Annotated in this window: 18 protein-coding genes; 4 read left to right on the top strand and 14 right to left on the bottom strand. The window is 51.9% G+C overall.

Annotated elements, in window-relative coordinates:
- The 3 genes from PPL9_RS21965 to PPL9_RS21980 all read right to left on the bottom strand — a co-directional run.
- On the bottom strand, window positions 1-739 hold a 739-nt coding region (locus PPL9_RS21965; protein WP_152986792.1), incomplete at its 3' end, for a DEAD/DEAH box helicase.
- 402 nt (window positions 740-1141) lie between these two features.
- A complete protein-coding gene (locus PPL9_RS21970) occupies window positions 1142-1426 on the bottom strand; it encodes a GIY-YIG nuclease family protein (RefSeq protein WP_057464738.1) in 285 nt (94 codons plus the stop codon).
- Window positions 1427-2280: 854 nt separating this feature from the next.
- The gene (locus PPL9_RS21980; protein ID WP_057464740.1) at window positions 2281-3315 is read right to left on the bottom strand and encodes a YaaC family protein; all 1035 of its coding nucleotides are present in this window, start codon (window positions 3313-3315) and stop codon (window positions 2281-2283) included.
- Between the two features lie 657 nt (window positions 3316-3972).
- Here PPL9_RS21980 and PPL9_RS21985 point away from each other — a divergent pair.
- Window positions 3973-4299 carry a hypothetical protein gene (locus tag PPL9_RS21985; protein ID WP_057464741.1) on the top strand — a complete coding sequence of 109 codons (327 nt, stop codon included), beginning with the start codon at window positions 3973-3975 and terminating at the stop codon, window positions 4297-4299.
- 218 nt (window positions 4300-4517) lie between these two features.
- On the opposite strand, the gene PPL9_RS21990 is transcribed toward PPL9_RS21985, so the two are convergent.
- From PPL9_RS21990 to PPL9_RS22005, 4 genes are all read right to left on the bottom strand, one after another.
- Window positions 4518-4937, bottom strand: a complete 420-nt coding sequence (locus tag PPL9_RS21990) for a VOC family protein (protein WP_057464742.1) — start codon at window positions 4935-4937, stop codon at window positions 4518-4520.
- A complete protein-coding gene (locus PPL9_RS21995; protein WP_208989546.1) occupies window positions 4934-5602 on the bottom strand; it encodes an HAD family phosphatase in 669 nt (222 codons plus the stop codon). The genes PPL9_RS21990 and PPL9_RS21995 overlap by 4 nt, the downstream gene beginning before the upstream one ends.
- Window positions 5603-5687: 85 nt before the next feature.
- The gene (locus PPL9_RS22000; RefSeq protein ID WP_057464743.1) at window positions 5688-6743 is read right to left on the bottom strand and encodes a DUF418 domain-containing protein; all 1056 of its coding nucleotides are present in this window, start codon (window positions 6741-6743) and stop codon (window positions 5688-5690) included.
- A 149-nt stretch (window positions 6744-6892) separates the two neighbouring features.
- Window positions 6893-7495, bottom strand: coding sequence for a TetR/AcrR family transcriptional regulator (locus PPL9_RS22005; protein WP_208989547.1), 603 nt, complete (start codon window positions 7493-7495; stop codon window positions 6893-6895).
- Window positions 7496-7642: 147 nt separating this feature from the next.
- Here PPL9_RS22005 and PPL9_RS22010 point away from each other — a divergent pair, with 147 nt between their 5' ends.
- Entirely contained in the window at window positions 7643-8275 is a 633-nt protein-coding gene (locus PPL9_RS22010) for a hypothetical protein (protein WP_152986791.1), read from the top strand.
- Between the two features lie 43 nt (window positions 8276-8318).
- Here the strand turns inward: PPL9_RS22010 and PPL9_RS22015 are convergent, their stop codons facing one another.
- Window positions 8319-9509, bottom strand: coding sequence for a cation:proton antiporter (locus PPL9_RS22015; protein ID WP_057464745.1), 1191 nt, complete (start codon window positions 9507-9509; stop codon window positions 8319-8321).
- A 141-nt stretch (window positions 9510-9650) separates the two neighbouring features.
- Window positions 9651-10424: a methyltransferase domain-containing protein gene (locus tag PPL9_RS22020; RefSeq protein WP_057464746.1), complete on the bottom strand. Its 774-nt coding sequence runs from the start codon at window positions 10422-10424 to the stop codon at window positions 9651-9653.
- 187 nt (window positions 10425-10611) lie between these two features.
- Here PPL9_RS22020 and PPL9_RS22025 point away from each other — a divergent pair, with 187 nt between their 5' ends.
- Window positions 10612-11613 carry a succinylglutamate desuccinylase/aspartoacylase family protein gene (locus PPL9_RS22025; RefSeq protein WP_057464747.1) on the top strand — a complete coding sequence of 334 codons (1002 nt, stop codon included), beginning with the start codon at window positions 10612-10614 and terminating at the stop codon, window positions 11611-11613.
- Window positions 11614-11663: 50 nt separating this feature from the next.
- On the opposite strand, the gene PPL9_RS22030 is transcribed toward PPL9_RS22025, so the two are convergent.
- Window positions 11664-12539: a DMT family transporter gene (locus PPL9_RS22030; RefSeq protein WP_057464804.1), complete on the bottom strand. Its 876-nt coding sequence runs from the start codon at window positions 12537-12539 to the stop codon at window positions 11664-11666.
- Window positions 12540-12656: 117 nt separating this feature from the next.
- On the opposite strand from PPL9_RS22030, the gene PPL9_RS22035 reads away from it, so the two are divergent.
- Entirely contained in the window at window positions 12657-14042 is a 1386-nt protein-coding gene (locus PPL9_RS22035) for a PLP-dependent aminotransferase family protein (protein ID WP_057464748.1), read from the top strand.
- Between the two features lie 71 nt (window positions 14043-14113).
- Here the strand turns inward: PPL9_RS22035 and PPL9_RS22040 are convergent, their stop codons facing one another.
- The 4 genes from PPL9_RS22040 to adhE all read right to left on the bottom strand — a co-directional run.
- Window positions 14114-14761 carry a DUF1062 domain-containing protein gene (locus PPL9_RS22040; RefSeq protein WP_057464749.1) on the bottom strand — a complete coding sequence of 216 codons (648 nt, stop codon included), beginning with the start codon at window positions 14759-14761 and terminating at the stop codon, window positions 14114-14116.
- A gap of 382 nt (window positions 14762-15143) precedes the next feature.
- Window positions 15144-16805: an SDR family oxidoreductase gene (locus PPL9_RS22045; protein WP_057464750.1), complete on the bottom strand. Its 1662-nt coding sequence runs from the start codon at window positions 16803-16805 to the stop codon at window positions 15144-15146.
- Window positions 16802-17260: a DUF393 domain-containing protein gene (locus PPL9_RS22050; RefSeq protein ID WP_057464751.1), complete on the bottom strand. Its 459-nt coding sequence runs from the start codon at window positions 17258-17260 to the stop codon at window positions 16802-16804. Before PPL9_RS22050 ends, PPL9_RS22045 begins: the two co-directional genes overlap by 4 nt.
- Window positions 17261-17371: 111 nt before the next feature.
- On the bottom strand, window positions 17372-19721 hold a 2350-nt coding region (adhE, locus tag PPL9_RS22055), incomplete at its 5' end, for a bifunctional acetaldehyde-CoA/alcohol dehydrogenase (protein WP_244273438.1).

A 19721-nucleotide genomic window follows, 5' to 3' on the forward strand; every position in this document is an offset into this window, starting at 1 on the left:
GTTCGATGTCTTTTTCTGACAGGATTTCCTGCAGGGCAGCCCGCTTTGAGCTTGAATTGAGGAAGCGAACGGACTGCTCGATTTTCTCGATTGGACGGGAGACCGGCGCCACGGAGATTTCACGCGGGTTGGTCTGGAATTCTTTGGCCAGCTTGCGGATCTGGTGTGGCATGGTTGCGGAGAGCAGCACTGTCTGGCGCACTTTTGGCAGTTTGCCAAGAATACGGCGGATGGCTGGCGCAAAGCCAAGGTCCAGCATCTGGTCGGCTTCGTCCAGTACCACTGTTGTTGTGGCGTCCAGCTTGATGCCGCCGGTGCTCATGTGGTCTTCCAGACGGCCCGGAGTGGCGATCACAATGTCCAGACCTCTGGACAGGGCGCGCAGCTGTGGGCCGGGTTTCACACCACCAAAAATCACAGCAGTCGATGGGCCGATATACTGGCCATAGGTGCGCACGCTATCAGCGATCTGCGAGGCAAGCTCACGGGTTGGCGCAAGAATAAGCGCACGGCAGGTGTGCGGCGCTGGTTTTTTGCGGTCTTCTGCCAGACGGGTCAGCAGCGGCAGCACGAAGGCTGCGGTTTTACCGGTACCTGTTTGTGCGATGCCGAGGATGTCCTCGCCCGCTTTCATGTGCGGAATTACTTCACGCTGGATTGGGGTTGGGGCTTCATAGCCCTCTTCTTTTACAGCGCGCAGGATAGGCTCTGCTAGGCCAGCTTCGTCAAAATTCTTCACTCTCGTACTTCCAAGATGTGCAGAGCACGCCCCCTGATATGGGATCAGGAAGATGCTCATAGATTAAACGCCAGCATATACCCCGCAGACATACATCTACGCGGCCAGACTGGCTAAAATTGAGATCCATGGAGTTTGAGAGGAGCTTTGAAAGCGACCTAGAAACGCTGCGGACCACGGTGCGTGCCCGTGTTACATCCCACTCGAGCAGGCTGCCTTGCTGAATATATTGCAGGCAGCGGGGTGGCGCTTCAAGCATATGCCCAATAAGCGCGTTGCCTCGGGAGATATAGGTAAATGCGCGGGAATGCAAGGGGTGGGGGGTGAGATGATCCACGCAATGCTCCTCTAACCGCCGTCATCCCGCACTTGATGCGGGATCTAGAACGATTAGCAAAGCCGTCACCCTAAGTCCCGATACAGATCACGCCAGGCTGGGTTAAGTGTTTCAATTAGCTTCAGTTTCCATGCCCGTCTCCAACGTTTCAGCTTTTTCTCACGAGCGATTGCATCCCCAATACGCTCAAATTCTTCATAATAAACCAGCTGAGAAACGCCATAGTGAGCAGTAAACGAGGTTGCCGCCTTCTCCCGATGCTCATGAATACGGCGTGCCAGATTATTGGTGACGCCCGTGTAGAGCGTCCCGTTTCTCTGCCTTGCGGTGATGTAGATGTAATAGGGCATGCTGTAATTTGCAGGTGCCCGTGTGGCCTGCCAACTGCGTGATGTGGCTCGGCCTTTATCTGGGGCGATTTCCTACTGGATCCCGCATCAAGTGCGGGAAGACGGCGGTGGAGGTTTTAGGCTCTACGCCCGCCCTCGCCGTCATGCCGGACAAGCGAAGCGAAGATCCGGTATCCAGAGCTAAGCAGCAGGGTCGCGCTTACAGCGTATGGTCGATGAGCGCGTTGGTTGAGGAGGCGTTTGTGAGCATGCTGTAGTTAGTGTGTAGATGCAGGTTGCCCATCGCGCGATCTGGATAGGCCGTTATCAGAGGTGAGTTCCGGCTGGATCCCGCATCAAGTGCGGGAAGACGGCGGTGGGGGCTTATGCTCCACGCCTGCCCTTGCCGTCATGCCGGACAAGCGAAGCGAAGATCCGGTACCCAGAGCTAAGCAGCAGGGTCGCGCTTACAGCGTATGGTCGATGAGCGAGTTGGCTGAGGGGACGTTTGTGAGCATGCTGTAGTTTCTGGGTGTACATGCAGATTGCCAACCACTTGATATGGCTAGGCCGTTATCAGAGGTGAGTTCCGGCTGGATCCCGCATCAAGTGCGGGAAGACGACGGTGGGGGCTTAGTCTGCCCAAACGCCCCTCGCCGTCATGCCGGACAAGCGAAGCAAAGATCCGGTATCCAGAGCTAAGCAGCAGGGCGACGCTCATAACATATGGCCGATGAGCTCGTTGGCTCGCGAAATAAAGGGGAAACTGTGCAAAATGCAAAGTGTGTGAACGAGGCAAATATCTCCAGATCCCCTCACCGTCGTCATCCCGCACTTGATGCGGGAACTATTGGAAAGTCCCTTAGCTGCAGCCTCTAAAAATCATCCGATACGTGACGCAGGCCAAGAACTCGCTCCACCTCTTTCGGGAAACCTTTCTCAATTGATCCAATTAAAGCGTAGATAAGAGGCATCGCAAAGTCACCCTTAAATGGGGACTGCATTTTCATCCATTGCGAAGGGAAATATCGGACCAACATGCCCAAAATATAGGAACCAAGGTAGAGCTTTAAGAATTCTGAAAGCTTGTCACCATTTGGAAAGTTAGAAACAGCCCATGAGCTTCCTATATTGGGCTTTGATGTTTCGAGGATCACTTTGGGAAAATCAACATCTGACAAGCAGCCTTTTATGAGACTCTTGGGCTCTGTCTCATTTCTCCTTTGATTTATTTCATTAGCCTGAGATGAGTACCACTTTGGTACCGATGCGCCTGAAGCATCAAACGTAAACACTCCGCCACTTAACTGAGTTGCAGTTACTTGGCACCACTGGCGTTCTTGACTGTCCAGCTGGCCATAATCTTCACAAGTTGCAGGAAGTCGAGCCAAGATATCCCCGAGCGTTAGTACACTCCTGTCTTTTGCAAATTTGACTTCACCCAAGGGTCGGTTCATGTACCCAACATAGCGAGCAGCAAGAGTTTGAAACTTAAACATTTCTTCATGTTCAACTGTCGAGACAAACTCTTTAAAGGTTCCTTTGCTTGCTCGGATCCCCAAATCCAAAATTGACTTATTACTATTGTCTTCTTCAGTGAAAACGTTCTCCCAGCCTTCTTCTTTCAGTCCGTGAGCTTTGAGTAACTGGGCTTCGGTTTTGAGGTTATCTTTAGCTAAGATTACACCGCGTACATAGGAGAGTACTCCATAATAGAGAAGCAACGGCCGAACTATTTCATCGGCCTTTGAAGCTGCTCCAAAATATTGGTCACCTTGTCTGAAGCACGAAATAATCTGATTAATATGTTGATCTGAAACTCGATTGGTAGAGTGATTTTCACGGTACCATTTCTTCAAGTAGTCAAAGTTCTGAAAGTACGTGATGTAATGGCCGACTGGTCTGTTCATATCTTTAATCCAATAAGTGCGGCGGTAATTCAATCTTCATGTAAACTGGTCAGTTTCAAATACTTAAAGATAGACCGTACTACTTCGCCTATTACATAGTAACAACCTGATTACGCCTATGAATTCGCGGTAGGACTACCACATAAGCAACACAATCCAAAGGCGGGAGTACTTCTGTTTTTTTGCTTCTGATTGATGGGAGCTATGTGCATGGATCCCGGACAAGCAATGCGCAGATCCGAGATCCAGTGTTGTGTATGCTGGCGTTGGTGGAGGTGGCTCTGGGTCCTGCATCGCACTACGCTTGTGGGGGATGACGGTGGTGGGCGTCATCAGCGTATCCACACGGCAACACCTCCGCCTTCTTCTGCAACTTTTCGTTGACAGTGGGGGCGTTCCATTACACATTCATATGTGAGGCTTCGAAACCTCTGAAAAGCGGCTACCGCTCCCGTTAACTAGCGGATTTTTTGTGTCTTTTTTCTAAAGGCGCAAACCCTTTGCTATGAGCGGGAGGGCGGTGAATACAACACCTCCTTCGGGGGGGAATAAACTCGCCTGTCTTTTCCAGGTTTCGAACCTCCCGCTCGCCAGTGGGTCTTCGAAAGCTCGTCTGTCGTCGCGGATCTTCAACAGCCAGAAATGAAGGCTTTGAATATGGACGACACTGCATGCGCCTGTGGCGCCACAAATACTCTCCAAAACGAAATTGACGAAGTAAACGTTGTTGTTTCTGATCTTCAGAACCTTGCATACATCCAGCATATGGTGCTGAGCGAGCGGATGAAGAACAGCTGCGAGCGTGATGCTTTGTTCACTCTGCACCATGCATTATCTGACCGCCTAGAGGCACTCAACAAGACCTGCGGAATTTTAACTGATGCGTTGTCCGGCACATCCTTCCCTAAAGGATTTTCCGGTCACGCGACACGCAGCGTCGCCTCTCCAACATTGGTCAATACGAAAACTGTGTCTCTTGATTAGATCACCGTGAAACGGCACTCCAAGGGCTGGCAGTACCACCCTTACACAGCCCTTCATGAGTGTCCTGCTGGTCTGCGGCCGGGCGAATTGTGCCCGCAGGCCAGCGTTTTTGCGTGTGCGTTTGTATGGATGTGTTGTGCTTTCCCATAGGCTTTAGGAGGTATGGATCCCGGCTCGGGGGCCGGGAAGACACCGGAGGGGGGGCGCCAGCACGAGGCCTAGATCTCGCGAGTTCCCCGGGACTGGCAGAAGCGGAGCAAGTAACCGTCCGGATCAGCGACGATGAACTGGCGGTTGCCGACTTCACTGCTGTTTTTGCGGTACCACTTGTCCTCGGGCTCCAGAAAGAGCGAGACCTGCGCTTGCTTCAGTGCATGGAGCATAGGCTCTATGGTTTCCACCTCAATCTGCACGTTCAATCCCCTGCCGAATGGATAGGATTGCGGGGCGTGGCCATTGTCGAACGTTCTGCCAGTGTCAATCTGGTCGATCATGATCTCCGCGAGGCCAAGGCGCAGATAACAAAACCCTTCTTCTGGCCGCTCATAGACGCACTCAAAGCCAAGCACCTCGCAATAAAAGCGCTTGGATGCAAGCCAATCGGAGACGGCGAATTCAGGGACCAGCGGGCTGCTCATGCCGGAACGAGGCCAAGCAGGTTTGGTAGGGTTTGCATAGTTTGGAACGGGTGGGCGCCGAAGAAGTTTGAGGGTGCCGGAATGGATTCTGGCGTGTAGGCGAAGCAGCGCATGCCCGCGCTGGCGGCGGCTTTCATGCCGGTGGCGCTGTCCTCAATGACGACGCAGTGCTCCGGGTTGATGCCCGCCCTCTTCGCGGCATGCAGGAACAGGTCTGGCGCGGGTTTGCTGGCGCCGACATCCGTTGCGGTGAAGACGTTGCCGTCAAACCATGGCAGCAGGCCGGTGATTTCCAGCGACATGCGGACCGTGAACGGATGCCCGTTGGAGCCGACGCAGATGGGGATTTTTGCGTTGGCGAGCTGTTTAATCACCTGCTGAATGCCGGTAACGGGCTGGACTTCCTTTTCCAGCAGAGCGTTTGATTGCTCGTGGAAGTCCTTGTTCCAATGGCTGGGCGCGTTCAGGCCCTGCTCTTTGAGGTAGGCGTCAACCTCGCGGCTGGTTTTGCCGACGAACATCTCCCAGCATTGCTGAAAGGTGAGCGGCGCCCCGTAGGACTGCAGCAAACGGTGCAGAGTGCGGATGTAGAGCGGCTCGGAGTCGACAAGCACGCCATCACAATCAAAAATCACAAGTTTGGGTGGGGCCGATAAAAAAGACACTGCAATATTCCCGAGAGTAAAACCGGAGCCTAGCTTTTGGAGGCGGGTGTGGCAAGCGTGGTTTGATAGGTGGCTCTGGTCAGAACTATCCGGCAACTTTGCGCATGAGGGCTTCGATTGGGCCGCGTTTGAAGAACTGGTTCCAGATGAGGGCATAGACGACTGCTGTAGCGCAGAAAATGGCTGAGGCGAGGAAGGCTGCTTGCGGGCTTTGACCGCCGAGCAGGCCGAGTTCTTCCATCACGCCCATGCCGAGCAGGATGTGGGCGAGGTAGAGTGTGAGTGTTTGACGGCCTGCGGGGTTGAGGACTGTCAGCACGCCGGAGCTTTTCAGCATTGGGGCTGCGCGCAGGCATACGCCGACGACCATGGAGGCGACGGACATGCCAGCCATCAGGTAAAACGGCATTGGCGGCACCGGACTTGTGCCCACCAGATCGGCCAGTTCCGGCTCTACCATCGCGATGAGCGGTTGCAGGTAAGCGCTGACAGCGTTGACGAACAGGAAGACCAGAAGGCCGCCGAACATGAGCGCATCTTGCGTTTTGGTGGAGGAGAGGTTTGAGCGGCTGAGCATCACGCCAAACAGCAGGAACCCGAGCCACGGGATAACTGGATGCCAGCCGTTGAAGAACAGATTGCGGATGAAGCCGACGGGTGTCCAGAACTCAGGATAAGTCAGGTCGGTCCAGTTCCAACCAGCGTCATAATCCAACAGGATGACCATGACCACCGCGGTAGTGGCCAGACCCGCAATGAGCCAGCCCAGAGCGCGGGTGCTCAATGGCAGCAGCAGAGCGCCGAAGAGGAAGTAGAACGCGTAGTAGTGCAGGATGTCAGCATCAAAAATGAGCATGTTGAGCAGGCCGAGCACGAGCAGGAAGGCAGCGCGTTTGACCGTGGTGAAGATGGTGAGGTTAAGCTCCCCTTTCATCCCCGCCAATCCAAGGCCGATGCCTGCCAGCACGACGAAGGTGGCTGCAGCGCGTCCTTCCAGCGCGTAGATGATGTTGCTGAGGATACCCGCAGCGCCTTCTGCACCCATCACGATGGAGAAGTTGACAATCACCATACCCACGAAGGCGATGAACCTGGCAAGGTCCAGCCCCTCCAGTCGCCCGATTTTAGTGGCTGCAGCCATCACGTTCCTATCCGACCTGATATGGCCTATACTGTTCGTTCTGCCTCCCAAAGCACGCCGCGTTCATTTACAACTACGCACCGCACTCTAACATCTTTGTCGGAGCGAATTCTTTTCGTTTGCTTGAATCCAATCAAACGGAACACGCTCTAACCCCCAACGGGTTGCATGCCTTTTACCTTCTTCGTAATGCCGCCAAACAAGGTTTGAATTGCAAGCGCGCTGGCGTCATTGGTTGCGATGTTTCCGGCCTGTGATGTGCTTGCTGCTGCATACAAAACAGCGTCCAGCGAGGCTATAATCCAGCTGTTTGGAATGAAGGAGAGAATGTCGCCTTCTTCCTTTGCGCGATCAATTAAATCACAGAGTTCCTTGTCGTGGCGCTTGATTTCTCTAGCAATTTCGGGATCATCCCACACGTCGGGATTCTTCCAGAGGAAGTGACAGGAATCTGCATAAGGCACCAGAGCGCCTACAATGGCTTTAAGCTGTTCAAACGCTTTGCGCTTGCCTTTGATGGCTGCATAAGACGCTTCGTCCATCTGGTCTAAAGCGCGCAAGGCCACGTCACGCAGCAATTCCTCACGTGTGCCAATAACACGGTGAAGAGTTACGCGTTTTACGCCTGCGGCCTCTGCAATATCTGCCAGAGACGCCCGTGGCTGATTGTTGAGCACACGTACGGCTGCTTCCAGCAGTTTGTCTTTTGTGGTGTTGTTCAATGGTATCGACATGATACTTATATGTATCATTAGATACACAACTGTCAATAAAGGTCCTGTAATTTTCTGCAGGAAATAAGAAGGTTAAAAGCCCATGTTTCTTCTCAATATGACGGATTTTTTATGAATATTATCAAAAGAATGTGCCAAGCTTGCTTTGTGGCACCGGCTCTTTTCATGAGCGTGATTATTAGCCCGCCAGCCTTGGCTGACCATTGGGTGCCCTGGGCGTTCTCATGGGACAAGAATGGCGCAACACAGCAGCATATCAGCCCACAACAGGGCTTGAGTAAAATAAAGACAACCTCTCTGTGGAGCCCGGATGGGGAGCTGCTGGTGGTTCAGCTGGTCTCTTCCAAGAGCTTCAAAGAGACAGTTGAGTTGCTGGACAAGGACATTTCCTCCAACAGCAATCCGGAACTGATTGCCCGGTATGGCACGCTTCTGACGTATGGGGCCTATATGTCGGAGGACGAAGGCGAGATGGCTGAGCTGGTAGCCCGTGCTGATGTTTATTTTGATCAAGCACTGAGTCAAGATAAGGCCAGCTGGGGCGCGTGGCTTGGGAAAGCGACACTCTATGGCTTCTCTCATAAGCGGGATCAGGAGGCTTCCTCCATCAAAATCCTGAAGTCCATGATTGAGGCGCAGCAGAAAACCAAGTCCAACTGGCATCATGTGTACCCGTATCTGGTGCTTGGGGCGATTTATGAGCAGAAGCGGGACTTTCTGACTGCCAAAGAAATCTGGACAGAAGGCCTGCAGCACTTCCCCAATAACGAAGCACTGCATGCAAAAATGATTGACTGATCTGATGTGCTGGCGAGATAACCTCTTGCCAGCCCCTCTCTTGCTACTTTTTCTTCAATGCTCTGATGAAGGAATGCGCTGTTAGTCCGTGCAGGATAACGCTGAGGCCGATGGTGGTTACAGCTGTTGATGCGATGACGGAACTGCCCGGCAGGTTCGCATCCAGCACGATAATAGCGAAGACGATGCTTGCCAGGCCTCGTGGGCCAAACCAGCCAATAAAGAGCTTTTCTTTTGTGCTCAAAGGCTCACCGCGCAAGACGAAAAGGACAGGCAGAATTCTGACGACCGTCAGGCTCAGGATGGAATAGGCCAGGATTTCCCAAGTGAACTCGTGCAGGACTGAGCCGATGATAGCTGCACCAAAAATGAGCCATGTCATGAGGGAGAGCGAGTCCCCTATTCCTTCTGCTGAATCCAGGAGCTGTTCTTTGTAGGGCTTCTCCAGCCAGCCGAAAACAATACCGCCCACAAAGGCCGCGATGAACCCGCTGCCACCTGCCAGTTGCGCGACTGAAAAGCAGCAGATCGCTAGAGCGACGACAGTCACCTGCTCCCACGTTTTGGATTGCTCCTTGGTCTGGAAAGAGTAATCAATGATCTGCCCAGCAAGAATGGCAATACCAATCCCCACTAGAACACCCAGGCCAATCTGCTCAGCAAGCAATTGCGCGGCCATTTTGTTCAGGTGGCTTATCAGGGATGGATCAGCTGCAATTGGGAGGAGAGAAAACACAATTGGAACGCAGATGCCGTCGTTTAACCCGCTTTCGGCATTCAGAGTTCCTCTGATCTTGGCCGGTACAGAGGGATCTGTCACCACGGCCTTGCCAAGCGCGGCATCCGTTGGAGCGAGTAAAGCAGCCAGAATTGCAATCTCGATGACAGGGAGTTGTGGCAATAACGCCATCCCGGCTCCGATGCCAAATATGATTGTGAGCGGCAAGCCAACCAAGAGGAGGCGCCGTGGCAAGTCAATATTGGTGGCAAGGACCTTGAGATTTGCTTTGGCTGCATCCGTAAACAAAACGATTGCAAGAGCCAACTCGGCCAGTGTCTTGATGGATTCATTGGTGAGCTTGACCTGAAACCAACCCAAACCGTCATTGCCAAGCAAAAACCCAATAATGCAAAACAGCAATGCTCCATTGATTGGCTTTTGCTCCAGCCGTCGGCTCATCACGCTGTACAAAAAAACCACTGCAAAGATGACGGTCAGATTTTGATAGGACATTTGGCCATTTTAATCCCGGCGGTGTCCACTATCCGTGTTCAGTGGATCGCCTTTAAGTTGCGCATTCCCGATACTCTAAGAAGATAGTCTTTGCATTGGTTTAAGCTGCACAAGCCGATTTGCCTGAGCATCGCAACAGTCTCATTTATGCCCAGCGAAGACCTGCGTCGAATAATCAATCACGATTTGCTCGTCCTCCCCCCAGTGTTCTTGCAGGATCTGATCAAGCTCAATCAGGAAAACGCCATTGCTTGCTTTGATCGCAGCTTGAACTTTTGAGGAGGATTTGGCCATTTCAACAAAATCCTGCCGTGACATGGAACGGGACCAAGGGAACCGCCGAACGTTTGCCTGAGCAAAGCCCGCCTTTTGCATCTCCTGCGCATAGTCGAACCTGCGGTAATCTCTGGAGTAACTGGTGTTGTGCGTTTCAATTAAGGTTTCATAGGCATGCATGAAAGCGCTGCCTTCTAGCTGCCGGTTGTTCTCGATAATCACCAGACACCCCTGTGAGGTGAGGACACGCTGCGCTTCCCGGTAGAACTTCGGTTGATCAAACCATTGTGCGGCCTGTGCGACGGTGATGAGATGAAAGGCACTGTCTTCGAACGGAAGCTTTTCAGCAGCGGATTGATACCAAGACACTTCACCTGCCTTATCCCTTGCTTTTGCCTGAGACAGCATGTCTTCGTTGACGTCGCATCCTGTAAACTTGCTGCCTGGTGACAGCCCTTGAAGTTGGCGCGTCAAAATTCCGGTGCCGCAGCCAACATCCAATAGATGCCCCTGCTCTGCACCTTTGGACTCCTCCAACAGATCCACGATGTGATCCAGCGCATCCTTTGGGTAGCGCGGACGAGCTTGGTCATAGATTTTTTGCAGGCCGGAAAATGCGTGATCACTTGCAATATTCATAAATCACCTCAATTTTGCATACATAAGTATACAAAAAATAAAACCTAGCTCAAGTTGTTATTGGCAGATCATGCATCAGACACCCGAAGGTGGGATGTTCAGTTTCAGATACTCAGGCCAATCAACACTGTGATGTTTGATGTAAACTCACTTGTTCCATCTGTGTCGGGCACGGTAGGTTTCTTCCATGAAAACAACGAATGATATCATTGATGGTGTACCCGTCATCGAAAAGCTCAGTGTTGGTGAGCTTGCTGCTGGGAAACACCGTTTCTTCTTTAAAGCCTCCACAGACTCCCTGGGAAATTACCACCGTATTCCGGTGATTGTGGTCAAGGGTGCGGAACCCGGAACAAAGCTATTCATTCAGTCAACGCTGCATGGGGATGAGGTTCAGGGGGTGGATGTGATCCACCAGTTGTTACCGCATATTGATCCAGCAGCTCTGAAAGGTACTGTTGTTCTGGTACCGGGCGCAAACCCTCCCGGCATGCAGCTGGCTTCGCGCTACTACCCTTCGCAAAATGAGACACAGACCTTCACAAACCTCAATCGCATGATGCCGGGGGATGCGAAGAGTTCAAATGCGGGAAGCCGGTATGCCTATGCGCTTTGGCATAATCTTTACATGGACAATGCGGATATCTTTCTGGACCTGCATACGGATTCAACCGGAACAGCTTTCCCATTCTTTATGTTTGCAGACTTCCACAGTGCAGATGTATGTCGACTGGCCGCTCTTCAACCTGCAGATCAGATCCTTGAAGATGACGGTATTGATGGCTCGGTTGAGACTGAGTTGGTTCGGGCTGGCGTTCCATCGCTTACCATCGAGCTGGGCTGTGCCAATGTGTTTGATCCGGATATGACCCAGCGCGGCGTTCAGGGCATTTTGAACACCTTGATCGACTATGGGATGATTGCGGGCAAAGTGAACCTGCTTGGGATTGAAAGCTATGTGGGGAACGACGATATGTCGATCACTGCAGACACTGGCGGGTTTGCGCGTGTGTTAGTGCAGCTCAATCAGGAGGTGACCAAAGGCCAGCTGGTTGCCACCATGACAAACGCTTTCGGCGATGTAGTGGCGAAGTACACAGCCCCATGTGACGGGCGCGTGCTTTCCGTTTGCACCACTCCTTTACGCGAACCGGGCGCGACCATCGTGCAGATACTGCGACGGGTATAGATTTCATAAGGAGAGCAGGCCGCTTTTGATTGGCCTGCTCTCATTTTCATTTATGCATATCGTTTGGCACCGACCACACAGCCAACCACAACGACTGTCGCTGCAATCATCATTGACGAAATCGTCTCCTGAAGCAGCAGCGCTGCGAGCATGAGGCCGAAGAATGGCTGCAGGAGCATAAGCTGTCCAACCCCCGCTGCACCGCCCAAAGCCAGCCCGCGATACCAGAACACAAAGCCGACCAGCATTGAGAAGACAGATACGTACATGAGGCCATACCACGCGGTGGACTGACTGTCTGGCAGCTGAGCAGGTACACTCAGGAATGCAGCTAGCAGCATGACTGGAAGAGCCAGCACAAGTGCCCATGAAATGACCTGCCAGCCTCCCAGCTTTCTTGAAAGTGTTGCCCCTTCTGCATATCCAAGGCCACACACAATAATTGCGCCGAACATGTAAAGAGAGCCAAGCAGTGAGCCTTCTGCGTTTTGTGAGAGCGCGAACACCGCCACAGCAAGACTGCCCACACCTGAGAACACCCAGAAGAATGGCTTTGGTCTTTCCCCTCCTCTCAACACAGCGAAGATTGCAGTTGAGAATGGTAAAACTCCCATCAGAACCAGCGACTGCGCTGCTGTCATCTGCGCGAGTGCTAATGCAGACAGCAGTGGGAAGCCGATCACGACACCAAGTGCAACGACTGCCAATGACAAGATATCCTGCCGTTTTGGGAGAGGCTGTCTCAGCACGCTCAGCAACGCAATGCCCAGCAATGCAGCAATCACTGCGCGTATGCTTGTCAGAAAGAATGGATCAAATCCGGCGACAGCTGTGCGTGTTGCGGGTAAAGAGCCGCTGAAAATTATGACACCGAGCAGACCGTTTCCCCAGCCTGCTGAGCCTCTTTGTGCCAGTGATGCTTGCATCATTCACCTCCGTTTTCTGTTTTTTAGCGGGGTGGGGCTAGGCACAACAGCCACAAAACAATACAATTACGAGAAACTGTACTGCTACAATCGTCAATACAGCAGGTGAGATGTAAAATGGCTTATGGGCAACAAACACAACGCGTGATGCAAGCGGTGCGCAGCAAGATCAGCAGCCGCGCGTTGGAACCGGGCGAGAAACTGCCAAGCATCCGAGGGTTTGCCTCTACAATGAATGTTTCCGCCTCGACAGTGGTTGAGGCTTATGACCGCCTTGCTGCTGAAGGGATTATCTTTGCCCGCAAAGGGGCCGGGTTTTATGTCTCCCCGAAAACCCAGCCCTTTACGGTTTCAGAGATTGGGCCGCATCTCGACAGAGAGATCGATCCGTTCTGGGTCTCTCGTCAATCGCTGGATACCGGCCGAGATATGCTCAAACCCGGATGTGGCTGGATGCCTGCGGACTGGATGCCGAACGCATCCCTGCGCAAGGCCATTCGTAATTTGAGCAAGGCGGATGATCACTTGCTTTCAGATTATGCCAGCACGCGAGGGGCCAGCAATTTGAGACGGTTGCAGGCTAGGCAGTTTGCAGCAGAAGGGATTGAGGTTGATCCGAAGCAGATTTTGCTGACCGGCTCTGCTACTCAATCCATTGACCTCCTGTGCCGGTTTTTGCTGCGCCCCGGAGACAAGGTTCTTGTCAGTGACCCGTGTTACTTCAACTTTCAGGCAATCCTGAAAGCGCATCAGGTTGAGATTGTGAGCGTACCGTACACCAGAACAGGCATGGATTGTGAGCAGTTTGAGCAGGCTGTTGTGGAGCATAAGCCACGTTTTTACATCTCCAACACCTCATTGCATAACCCCACGGGGGTCACCCTCTCTCCTCAAGGTGCTCATAAGATCCTGAGTATCGCAGCCCGGCATGATCTCATCCTGATTGAGGATGATGTGTTTTCTGAGTTTTTGCCAGAAATAACGCCGCGCCTGACTGCCTTGGGCGGGTTTGATCGCGTGATCCGTCTTGGCAGTTTTTCAAAGACACTTTCTGCATCCGCACGCTGCGGATACATCGCCGCCAAACCAGAATGGATTGAAGCTCTGGTTGATCTTCAGGTGGCCACGACCTTTGGTGGTCCCAGCCCGATCACCACCGAGCTAATTTATGCTTGCCTGAGTGATGGCTCCTATCGAAAGCACATGGAGGCTTTGCGTATTCGCCTTGCCAAAACACGGCGCGAGGTTTCCGCCAATCTGGCTGAGCTGGGCATTCAGACCTGGTTGATGCCAGAAGGTGGATTTTACCTCTGGTGCTCCCTGCCCGAAGGCATTGATTCAGCTGAACTCGCCCGCGCAGCCCTGCAGCAAAACATGGTTCTCGCCCCAGGTGATGTTTTCAGCCCAACCCAATCCATGGGCCAGTTCATGCGCTTCAACGTCAGCCAGATGGGGAACCCGATGACCTACGAGATTCTGGCGGACGTGATGTGTAATCTTTAGTGGCTTATTGCCGACCTCAATTCAGTAGGAACAAGCCCCCAAAGCTTTGTTCTGGGGGCTTGTGGTTGATGTCACGCCTCTACAAATTCATCTGCGAGTAAGGCTGAGTGCACTTGTGTTCTCAGGTTAGTATGATCAGCAAGTTGAAGGCGCACGACTGCGCCGTGTTTGGGAGGTTTCTTCAATTGAAGAGGTTCGTCGTTTCCATCAAGAAGCCCACCTTGTCTGACAAGTAGTTTCAGAGCATTTCGTGACACTCCCAGCTCCTGAGCGAGCAACCTGTCCAGTCTCAGCTTGATGGGCATGGCTGCGTTCAGTGCGATCTCAAGATCTGTCCAATCTTGCACCGTGCCCTCCACGATTTGCTTATGAATGGTGATCATCCCCTCACCTTCCCTTAACGCAGCGATGGCGGGTAAGCCCGTTTTGTCGAAGGCGTACTTTTTCACTTGCTCCGGGCAATTGATTTGCAGTGCTCCCAGTAAATCCGGCGCGATCTGCTTGCGGTTGCGGCGTTCGATTATCGGGCGATTCCACGTGGCATCGCAGGTCATGCATTTGTAGATAAGCCATGCGTCCAGTCTGGTGCCATTTGCATTGAGACGGAACTTCCCTGATGGTTTGAAGGGTTTAAGAACACCGCAGTTTTTGCAGGGAATAATCGGGTTTGGTGGGTTTTCTGGTTGAAGCGTCCAGACGCATTTAAGCGATTTCGACATGCTTTTGGATTTCCACTTGTCAAAAAGCGGATGCGCAGCATGACGCCGTTACAGCACACGGTAAGGCTAAGGATTTGATAGAAAGCAGCGCGCAAAAATGCGCAAGGATAGTGCCAGAAATCACGAGGCCAAACCGGTCTCATGCCACCATCCGCGCAATAGAAAGCGCGCCGCAAAAGAGTATCTTTTGCAGAACAATGATTGACTAAAAGAGACCGGTGATTACATAGGCAAAATTGATTTCTCACGTTGTTAACTAGGCAGTCAGCTCTAGCAAAACACGCCAATCAGCGAAAGAGACTTTGAACGCTACGGAACTTTCCGAGAGCTTGCTGTAGCTTTGCTGCCACATTTACTTAGGTGTAAAGGCTATTTATGGGCACTAAGTCTCTGGTTCGAGGTAACCTTTATAGGAAACGATGTGCCCTACCACTGGAGCTGAAATCTGGACATCAAACGAAAACCGCCCATCCGTCTCTTGCTCAAAGCTCTCTCCGTGAGGTAGCAAAATTCGTGGCATGGGTATTGAGAATATAGACCATCTCCGAGGAATAAAGCGCAGCTTTCCCTCATCTAAGACGAGTGCCAGAGCAACCTTCACGGGTCCAAATTGTTCACTCAGAAGGTAACTGTCTTTTCCTCTACCCACTTTCAGAAAAGATTTAAATTCTTTTCCATCAAACGACCGGGTCCAGCTTAGACCATTTTCATTTGGAATCTGGGTGACACGCACATTCGCCGCGTCGTTCGTTTTGGGAAAACCGAACACACGACCTATCATTTTCGAAAGTAGCCCTGAGCCTCGTTGAACTACTGCCTGACCTTGCCATATCTGTTTCTGGCCTGAGCCATGAAAGTCCTGTAACGCAGTTGGAAGAAGATTGAATGCGCTACCAAGCACTTGCTTGAACGGGTTGAGCTCGTCCCTTTGATCCTGCCGGAAGCCCATGCTAATCGGTCTTGTGGCAAAGAGCTTGCTATAGTCTTCCAGCTCCAGTTCCCGGGTCGCAGATCTTGCACCTGCTTCGGGCATTTCTCCTGCAGCAATTTTGCGAATAATTGCTTCGATTGCCATGGACGGAATATAGGGGCCATCGTCACCTTCGGCCAACATATGCCATGACTGTTCGACGGGCTTATTATTCGCTGCACCGCTTACATGAACAAACATACCGCCTCTATGCTCGCCAAACTTAAAGAGATTCAGTACCCGATAGAAAAGTGGAGATAGCGGTTCAAAGGATGGAAGCCTGAGTGTTGACCGCATCCGAGCCATCCAGTTTAACATCTTATGCAAAACCTCAGGAATAGGTCCCGCCCCCATCCAGATCGATTGCATTGTGGGATGCTCAGGTGGCAGGACTTGCAGGTCAGGCACGTCGACTAGCGAAAAATGGGTATTTCTCATGGGCAATTTGCCCGGTACAGAGATCGTGTAGCGCCGTGTTTCAGCAAGACCAATTGCTTGTGCACGTTTGCCTTCACGAAACAGCGTGATTGGCGAACCAGCATAACCAACAATCGCGCGCATTACGTTGAGACCAACTCCAGCAAATGGAGATGGTGCGATACCTCCAGTGACGTGGTGTATCTCCATCGTCTTAGAGATCTCCCGAAGGACACTTGCCGTTAGAACCGGAAAACTGCTCACGCCAGAAATCACAAAAATCCCGACGGTCTTTGCCTGCTGGTCAAACTGTGAAACACCGAAGACAAAATCTGCGGCATCTGCAAAGTCAAGATAGTTCACTTTAGCTGCAATACAGGCTTCAACGGTGGCATATCTATTTTGACCGTAGGCCTGAAACGGGCCTGAAGCATCAATTACAATATCAGGCTTTATTTCCGGTAGCTGGAGAGCAATATCCGTGCGGTCTAAAGCTAAAGGGGTGAGAGTTGCATCACCACTGTGTTTTTTACAGAAATCTTCAGCCTTATTACGGTTACGTCCAGAAACGACAATCTCAAGACTCTCAATATTCAAAAGAAGTTCGATCAGTCGTCCACCAAAGACCCCGTAGCCGCCTAATACCAATATTTTCAAAATAACAGCCTTTTTTTGACTTCAGAATTTTGCACTGAACACAAATCTGCCCTGCCGAAAAACTTGTAGCGGTTACGAGCTACAACCCCGTATATCGCATCCTGCACAAAGCGCGGTAGAATTCGCAATACAAACAGAATGTTCCAAACTCCTCCAAGGCGTAAGCCAATGCGTATCAGCGCATCCAAAGAGGTATGTGCCGCTCCATTTTCCAGATACAGCCAGGTCGATGGATTAGATGGATCAAGCCCATAATGGACAGCCAATGCCTGTCCCAGTCTGGATTGCAGAGGCACAATCCTGAACTCTTCTTTCCTATCATTCCTTGCTATCCAAGCGGCTCCCTTCGCACACAGTCCGCAGTGGGCATCCATGATTGAAATGGGTCCATCATCTGGGAATGCTGGGATGCTGCTATCATCCCGATAGGAGAACTTGAGTTGCTTCGTTTCCATGCACAAGAGTTACCATTTTATGTTGGTCACTGTAACGCAAAAACCCCGGAGCTGGTGCCCCGGGGTCTTTTTTCGAGCCGCAATGTTTAGCTTGCAGGAATGGCGTTGGGCTTAAGCTTTCGCTTTAGAGGCTTTTTTCGCTTTTTCCTGCGCAAGATCTACAACATCCTCCGCGCGGCCCTCTACGTAGACGCGACCGTAGTAACCATCGAGAAGGAGTTGTTTGATCTCATCGATCAGTGGGTACCGTGGGTTAGCACCGGTGCACTGGTCATCGAATGCTTCCACTGCGACTTCGTCGAGTTTCGCCATGAACTGCTCTTCAGTGATACCCAGGTCTTTGAAGCCTGCTGGGATCTCAAGAGCCTTCTTGACGCTTTCTACCCAAGCAACCAGTTTCTCAACCTTTGCTTCACGGCTGTCTCCAGCTGCTGTGAGGCCCAGATGGTCAGCAATATCACCGTACCGGCATTTTGCCTGAGGACGCGCATACTGAGAGAATGCGGTCTGCTTGGTTGGGTTATCATTTGAGTTGTAGCGGATCACGTTAGAGATCAGCATGGCATTGGCCAAACCGTGCGGTACGTGGAACGCTGCACCTACTTTGTGTGCGATAGAGTGGCAAACACCGAGGAAGGAGTTCGCAAATGCGATACCTGCGATAGTTGCGCCGTTGTGCACTTTCTCACGTGCATTCGGGGATTCGGCACCCATTTCGTAGGATTCTACGAGGTTCTCTTTAAGCAGTTTGAGAGCCTGCAGAGCCTGACCGTCAGAGTACTCGTTTGCCAGAACAGAGACGTAAGCTTCTGTTGCGTGAGTGATGGCATCAATGCCGCCAAACGCTGTCAGAGACTTCGGCATGTTCATGACAAGGTTCGCATCCACGATTGCCATGTTTGGTGTGAGTTCGTAATCCGCAATTGGGTACTTCATGCCGGTTTCGTCATCAGTCACCACCGCAAACGGGGTTACTTCAGAGCCGGTGCCAGAGGTGGTTGGGATCGCAACCATCTTGGCTTTTTCACCCATTTTAGGGAACTTGTAGATACGTTTACGAATGTCCATGAAGCGCAATGCCAGGTCAGCAAAGTCAACTTCCGGATGTTCGTACATGACCCACATGATCTTTGCTGCATCCATTGGGGAACCACCACCAATTGCAACAATCACATCTGGCTTGAATGCTTTACAAAGGTCAGCGCCTTTACGCACGATGGACAGTGTTGGATCTGCCTCTACTTCGTAGAAGACATCTGTTTCCATGCCCAGGCCTTTGAGAACACGAACAGTCTCATCAGCGTAGCCGTTCTTGAACAAGAATCCATCGGTTACGATCAGTGCGCGCTTTTTGCCTTCCAGATCACCCAGAGCGATTGGCAGACAGCCGCGACGGAAGTAAATGGATTCAGGCAGTTTGTGCCACAGCATGTTTTCAGCTCGCTTCGCAACGGTCTTTTTGTTGATCAGGTGCTTTGGACCTACGTTCTCACTGATGGAGTTACCACCCCAAGAGCCGCAGCCCAGTGTGAGGCTTGGTGCGAGGGAGAAGTTGTAAAGGTCACCGATACCGCCGTGGGATGCAGGAGAGTTGATGAGAATACGGGCAGTCTTCATCCGACGGCCAAATTCTTTCACACGGTCTGCGCAGCGGTCCTGATCTGTATAGAACACTGAGGTGTGACCGATGCCACCCATGGTGACGAGCTTTTCAGCAGTGTCACATGCGTCTTCAAAGCTTTTTGCCTTGTACATTGCAAGCGTTGGAGACAGCTTTTCGTGTGCGAAGGCTTCGGCTTCACTGGCTTCGGTGACTTCACCGATCAGGATTTTGGTGCCTGCAGGAACCTTTACGCCGGCCATTTCAGCAATTTTTGGTGCTGGCTGACCTACGATCGCTGCGTTGAGTCCGCCATTTTTCAGCAGCACATCTTTAACAGCCTGAAGCTCTTTGCCTTTCAGCACGTAGCCCTGGTGGCTGGAGAAGCGTTCTTTAACCTGCTCGTAGATTTCCTCGACAACAATAACAGACTGCTCAGATGCACAGATCACGCCGTTATCGAATGTTTTGGACATGAGGACAGAAGCAACAAGGCGCTTCACGTCTGCAAACTCATCAACCACAACCGGGGTGTTACCTGCGCCCACGCCGATGGCTGGTTTACCAGAAGAGTAAGCTGCCTTCACCATGCCCGGACCACCGGTTGCAAGGATCAGGTTGATCTCATCGTGTGTCATCAATGCGTTGGAGAGTTCCACTGTTGGAACGTCAATCCAGCCGATGATGTCTTTTGGCGCACCAGCTTTGATTGCTGCGTCCAGAACGATGCGAGCAGCTTCGTTGGTTGCCAGCTTTGCACGTGGGTGTGGGCTGAAGATGATACCGTTGCGGGTCTTCAAAGAAATCAGTGCTTTAAAGATCGCAGTAGAGGTCGGGTTTGTGGTTGGGACAATGCCGCAG

It is taken from the genome of Pseudovibrio sp. POLY-S9, from assembly GCF_001431305.1.
Lineage (GTDB): Bacteria > Pseudomonadota > Alphaproteobacteria > Rhizobiales > Stappiaceae > Pseudovibrio.

Bases quoted from the DNA above. Each gene is read 5' to 3' on its own strand.
- PPL9_RS21970 (WP_057464738.1), bottom strand. From the start codon at position 1,426: ATGCCCTATTACATCTACATCACCGCAAGGCAGAGAAACGGGACGCTC.
- PPL9_RS21980 (WP_057464740.1), bottom strand. From the start codon at position 3,315: ATGAACAGACCAGTCGGCCATTACATCACGTACTTTCAGAACTTTGAC.
- PPL9_RS21985 (WP_057464741.1), top strand. From the start codon at position 3,973: ATGGACGACACTGCATGCGCCTGTGGCGCCACAAATACTCTCCAAAAC.
- PPL9_RS21990 (WP_057464742.1), bottom strand. From the start codon at position 4,937: ATGAGCAGCCCGCTGGTCCCTGAATTCGCCGTCTCCGATTGGCTTGCA.
- PPL9_RS22000 (WP_057464743.1), bottom strand. From the start codon at position 6,743: ATGGCTGCAGCCACTAAAATCGGGCGACTGGAGGGGCTGGACCTTGCC.
- PPL9_RS22005 (WP_208989547.1), bottom strand. From the start codon at position 7,495: ATGATACATATAAGTATCATGTCGATACCATTGAACAACACCACAAAA.
- PPL9_RS22010 (WP_152986791.1), top strand. From the start codon at position 7,643: ATGAGCGTGATTATTAGCCCGCCAGCCTTGGCTGACCATTGGGTGCCC.
- PPL9_RS22015 (WP_057464745.1), bottom strand. From the start codon at position 9,509: ATGTCCTATCAAAATCTGACCGTCATCTTTGCAGTGGTTTTTTTGTAC.
- PPL9_RS22020 (WP_057464746.1), bottom strand. From the start codon at position 10,424: ATGAATATTGCAAGTGATCACGCATTTTCCGGCCTGCAAAAAATCTAT.
- PPL9_RS22025 (WP_057464747.1), top strand. From the start codon at position 10,612: ATGAAAACAACGAATGATATCATTGATGGTGTACCCGTCATCGAAAAG.
- PPL9_RS22030 (WP_057464804.1), bottom strand. From the start codon at position 12,539: ATGCAAGCATCACTGGCACAAAGAGGCTCAGCAGGCTGGGGAAACGGT.
- PPL9_RS22035 (WP_057464748.1), top strand. From the start codon at position 12,657: ATGGCTTATGGGCAACAAACACAACGCGTGATGCAAGCGGTGCGCAGC.
- PPL9_RS22040 (WP_057464749.1), bottom strand. From the start codon at position 14,761: ATGTCGAAATCGCTTAAATGCGTCTGGACGCTTCAACCAGAAAACCCA.
- PPL9_RS22050 (WP_057464751.1), bottom strand. From the start codon at position 17,260: ATGGAAACGAAGCAACTCAAGTTCTCCTATCGGGATGATAGCAGCATC.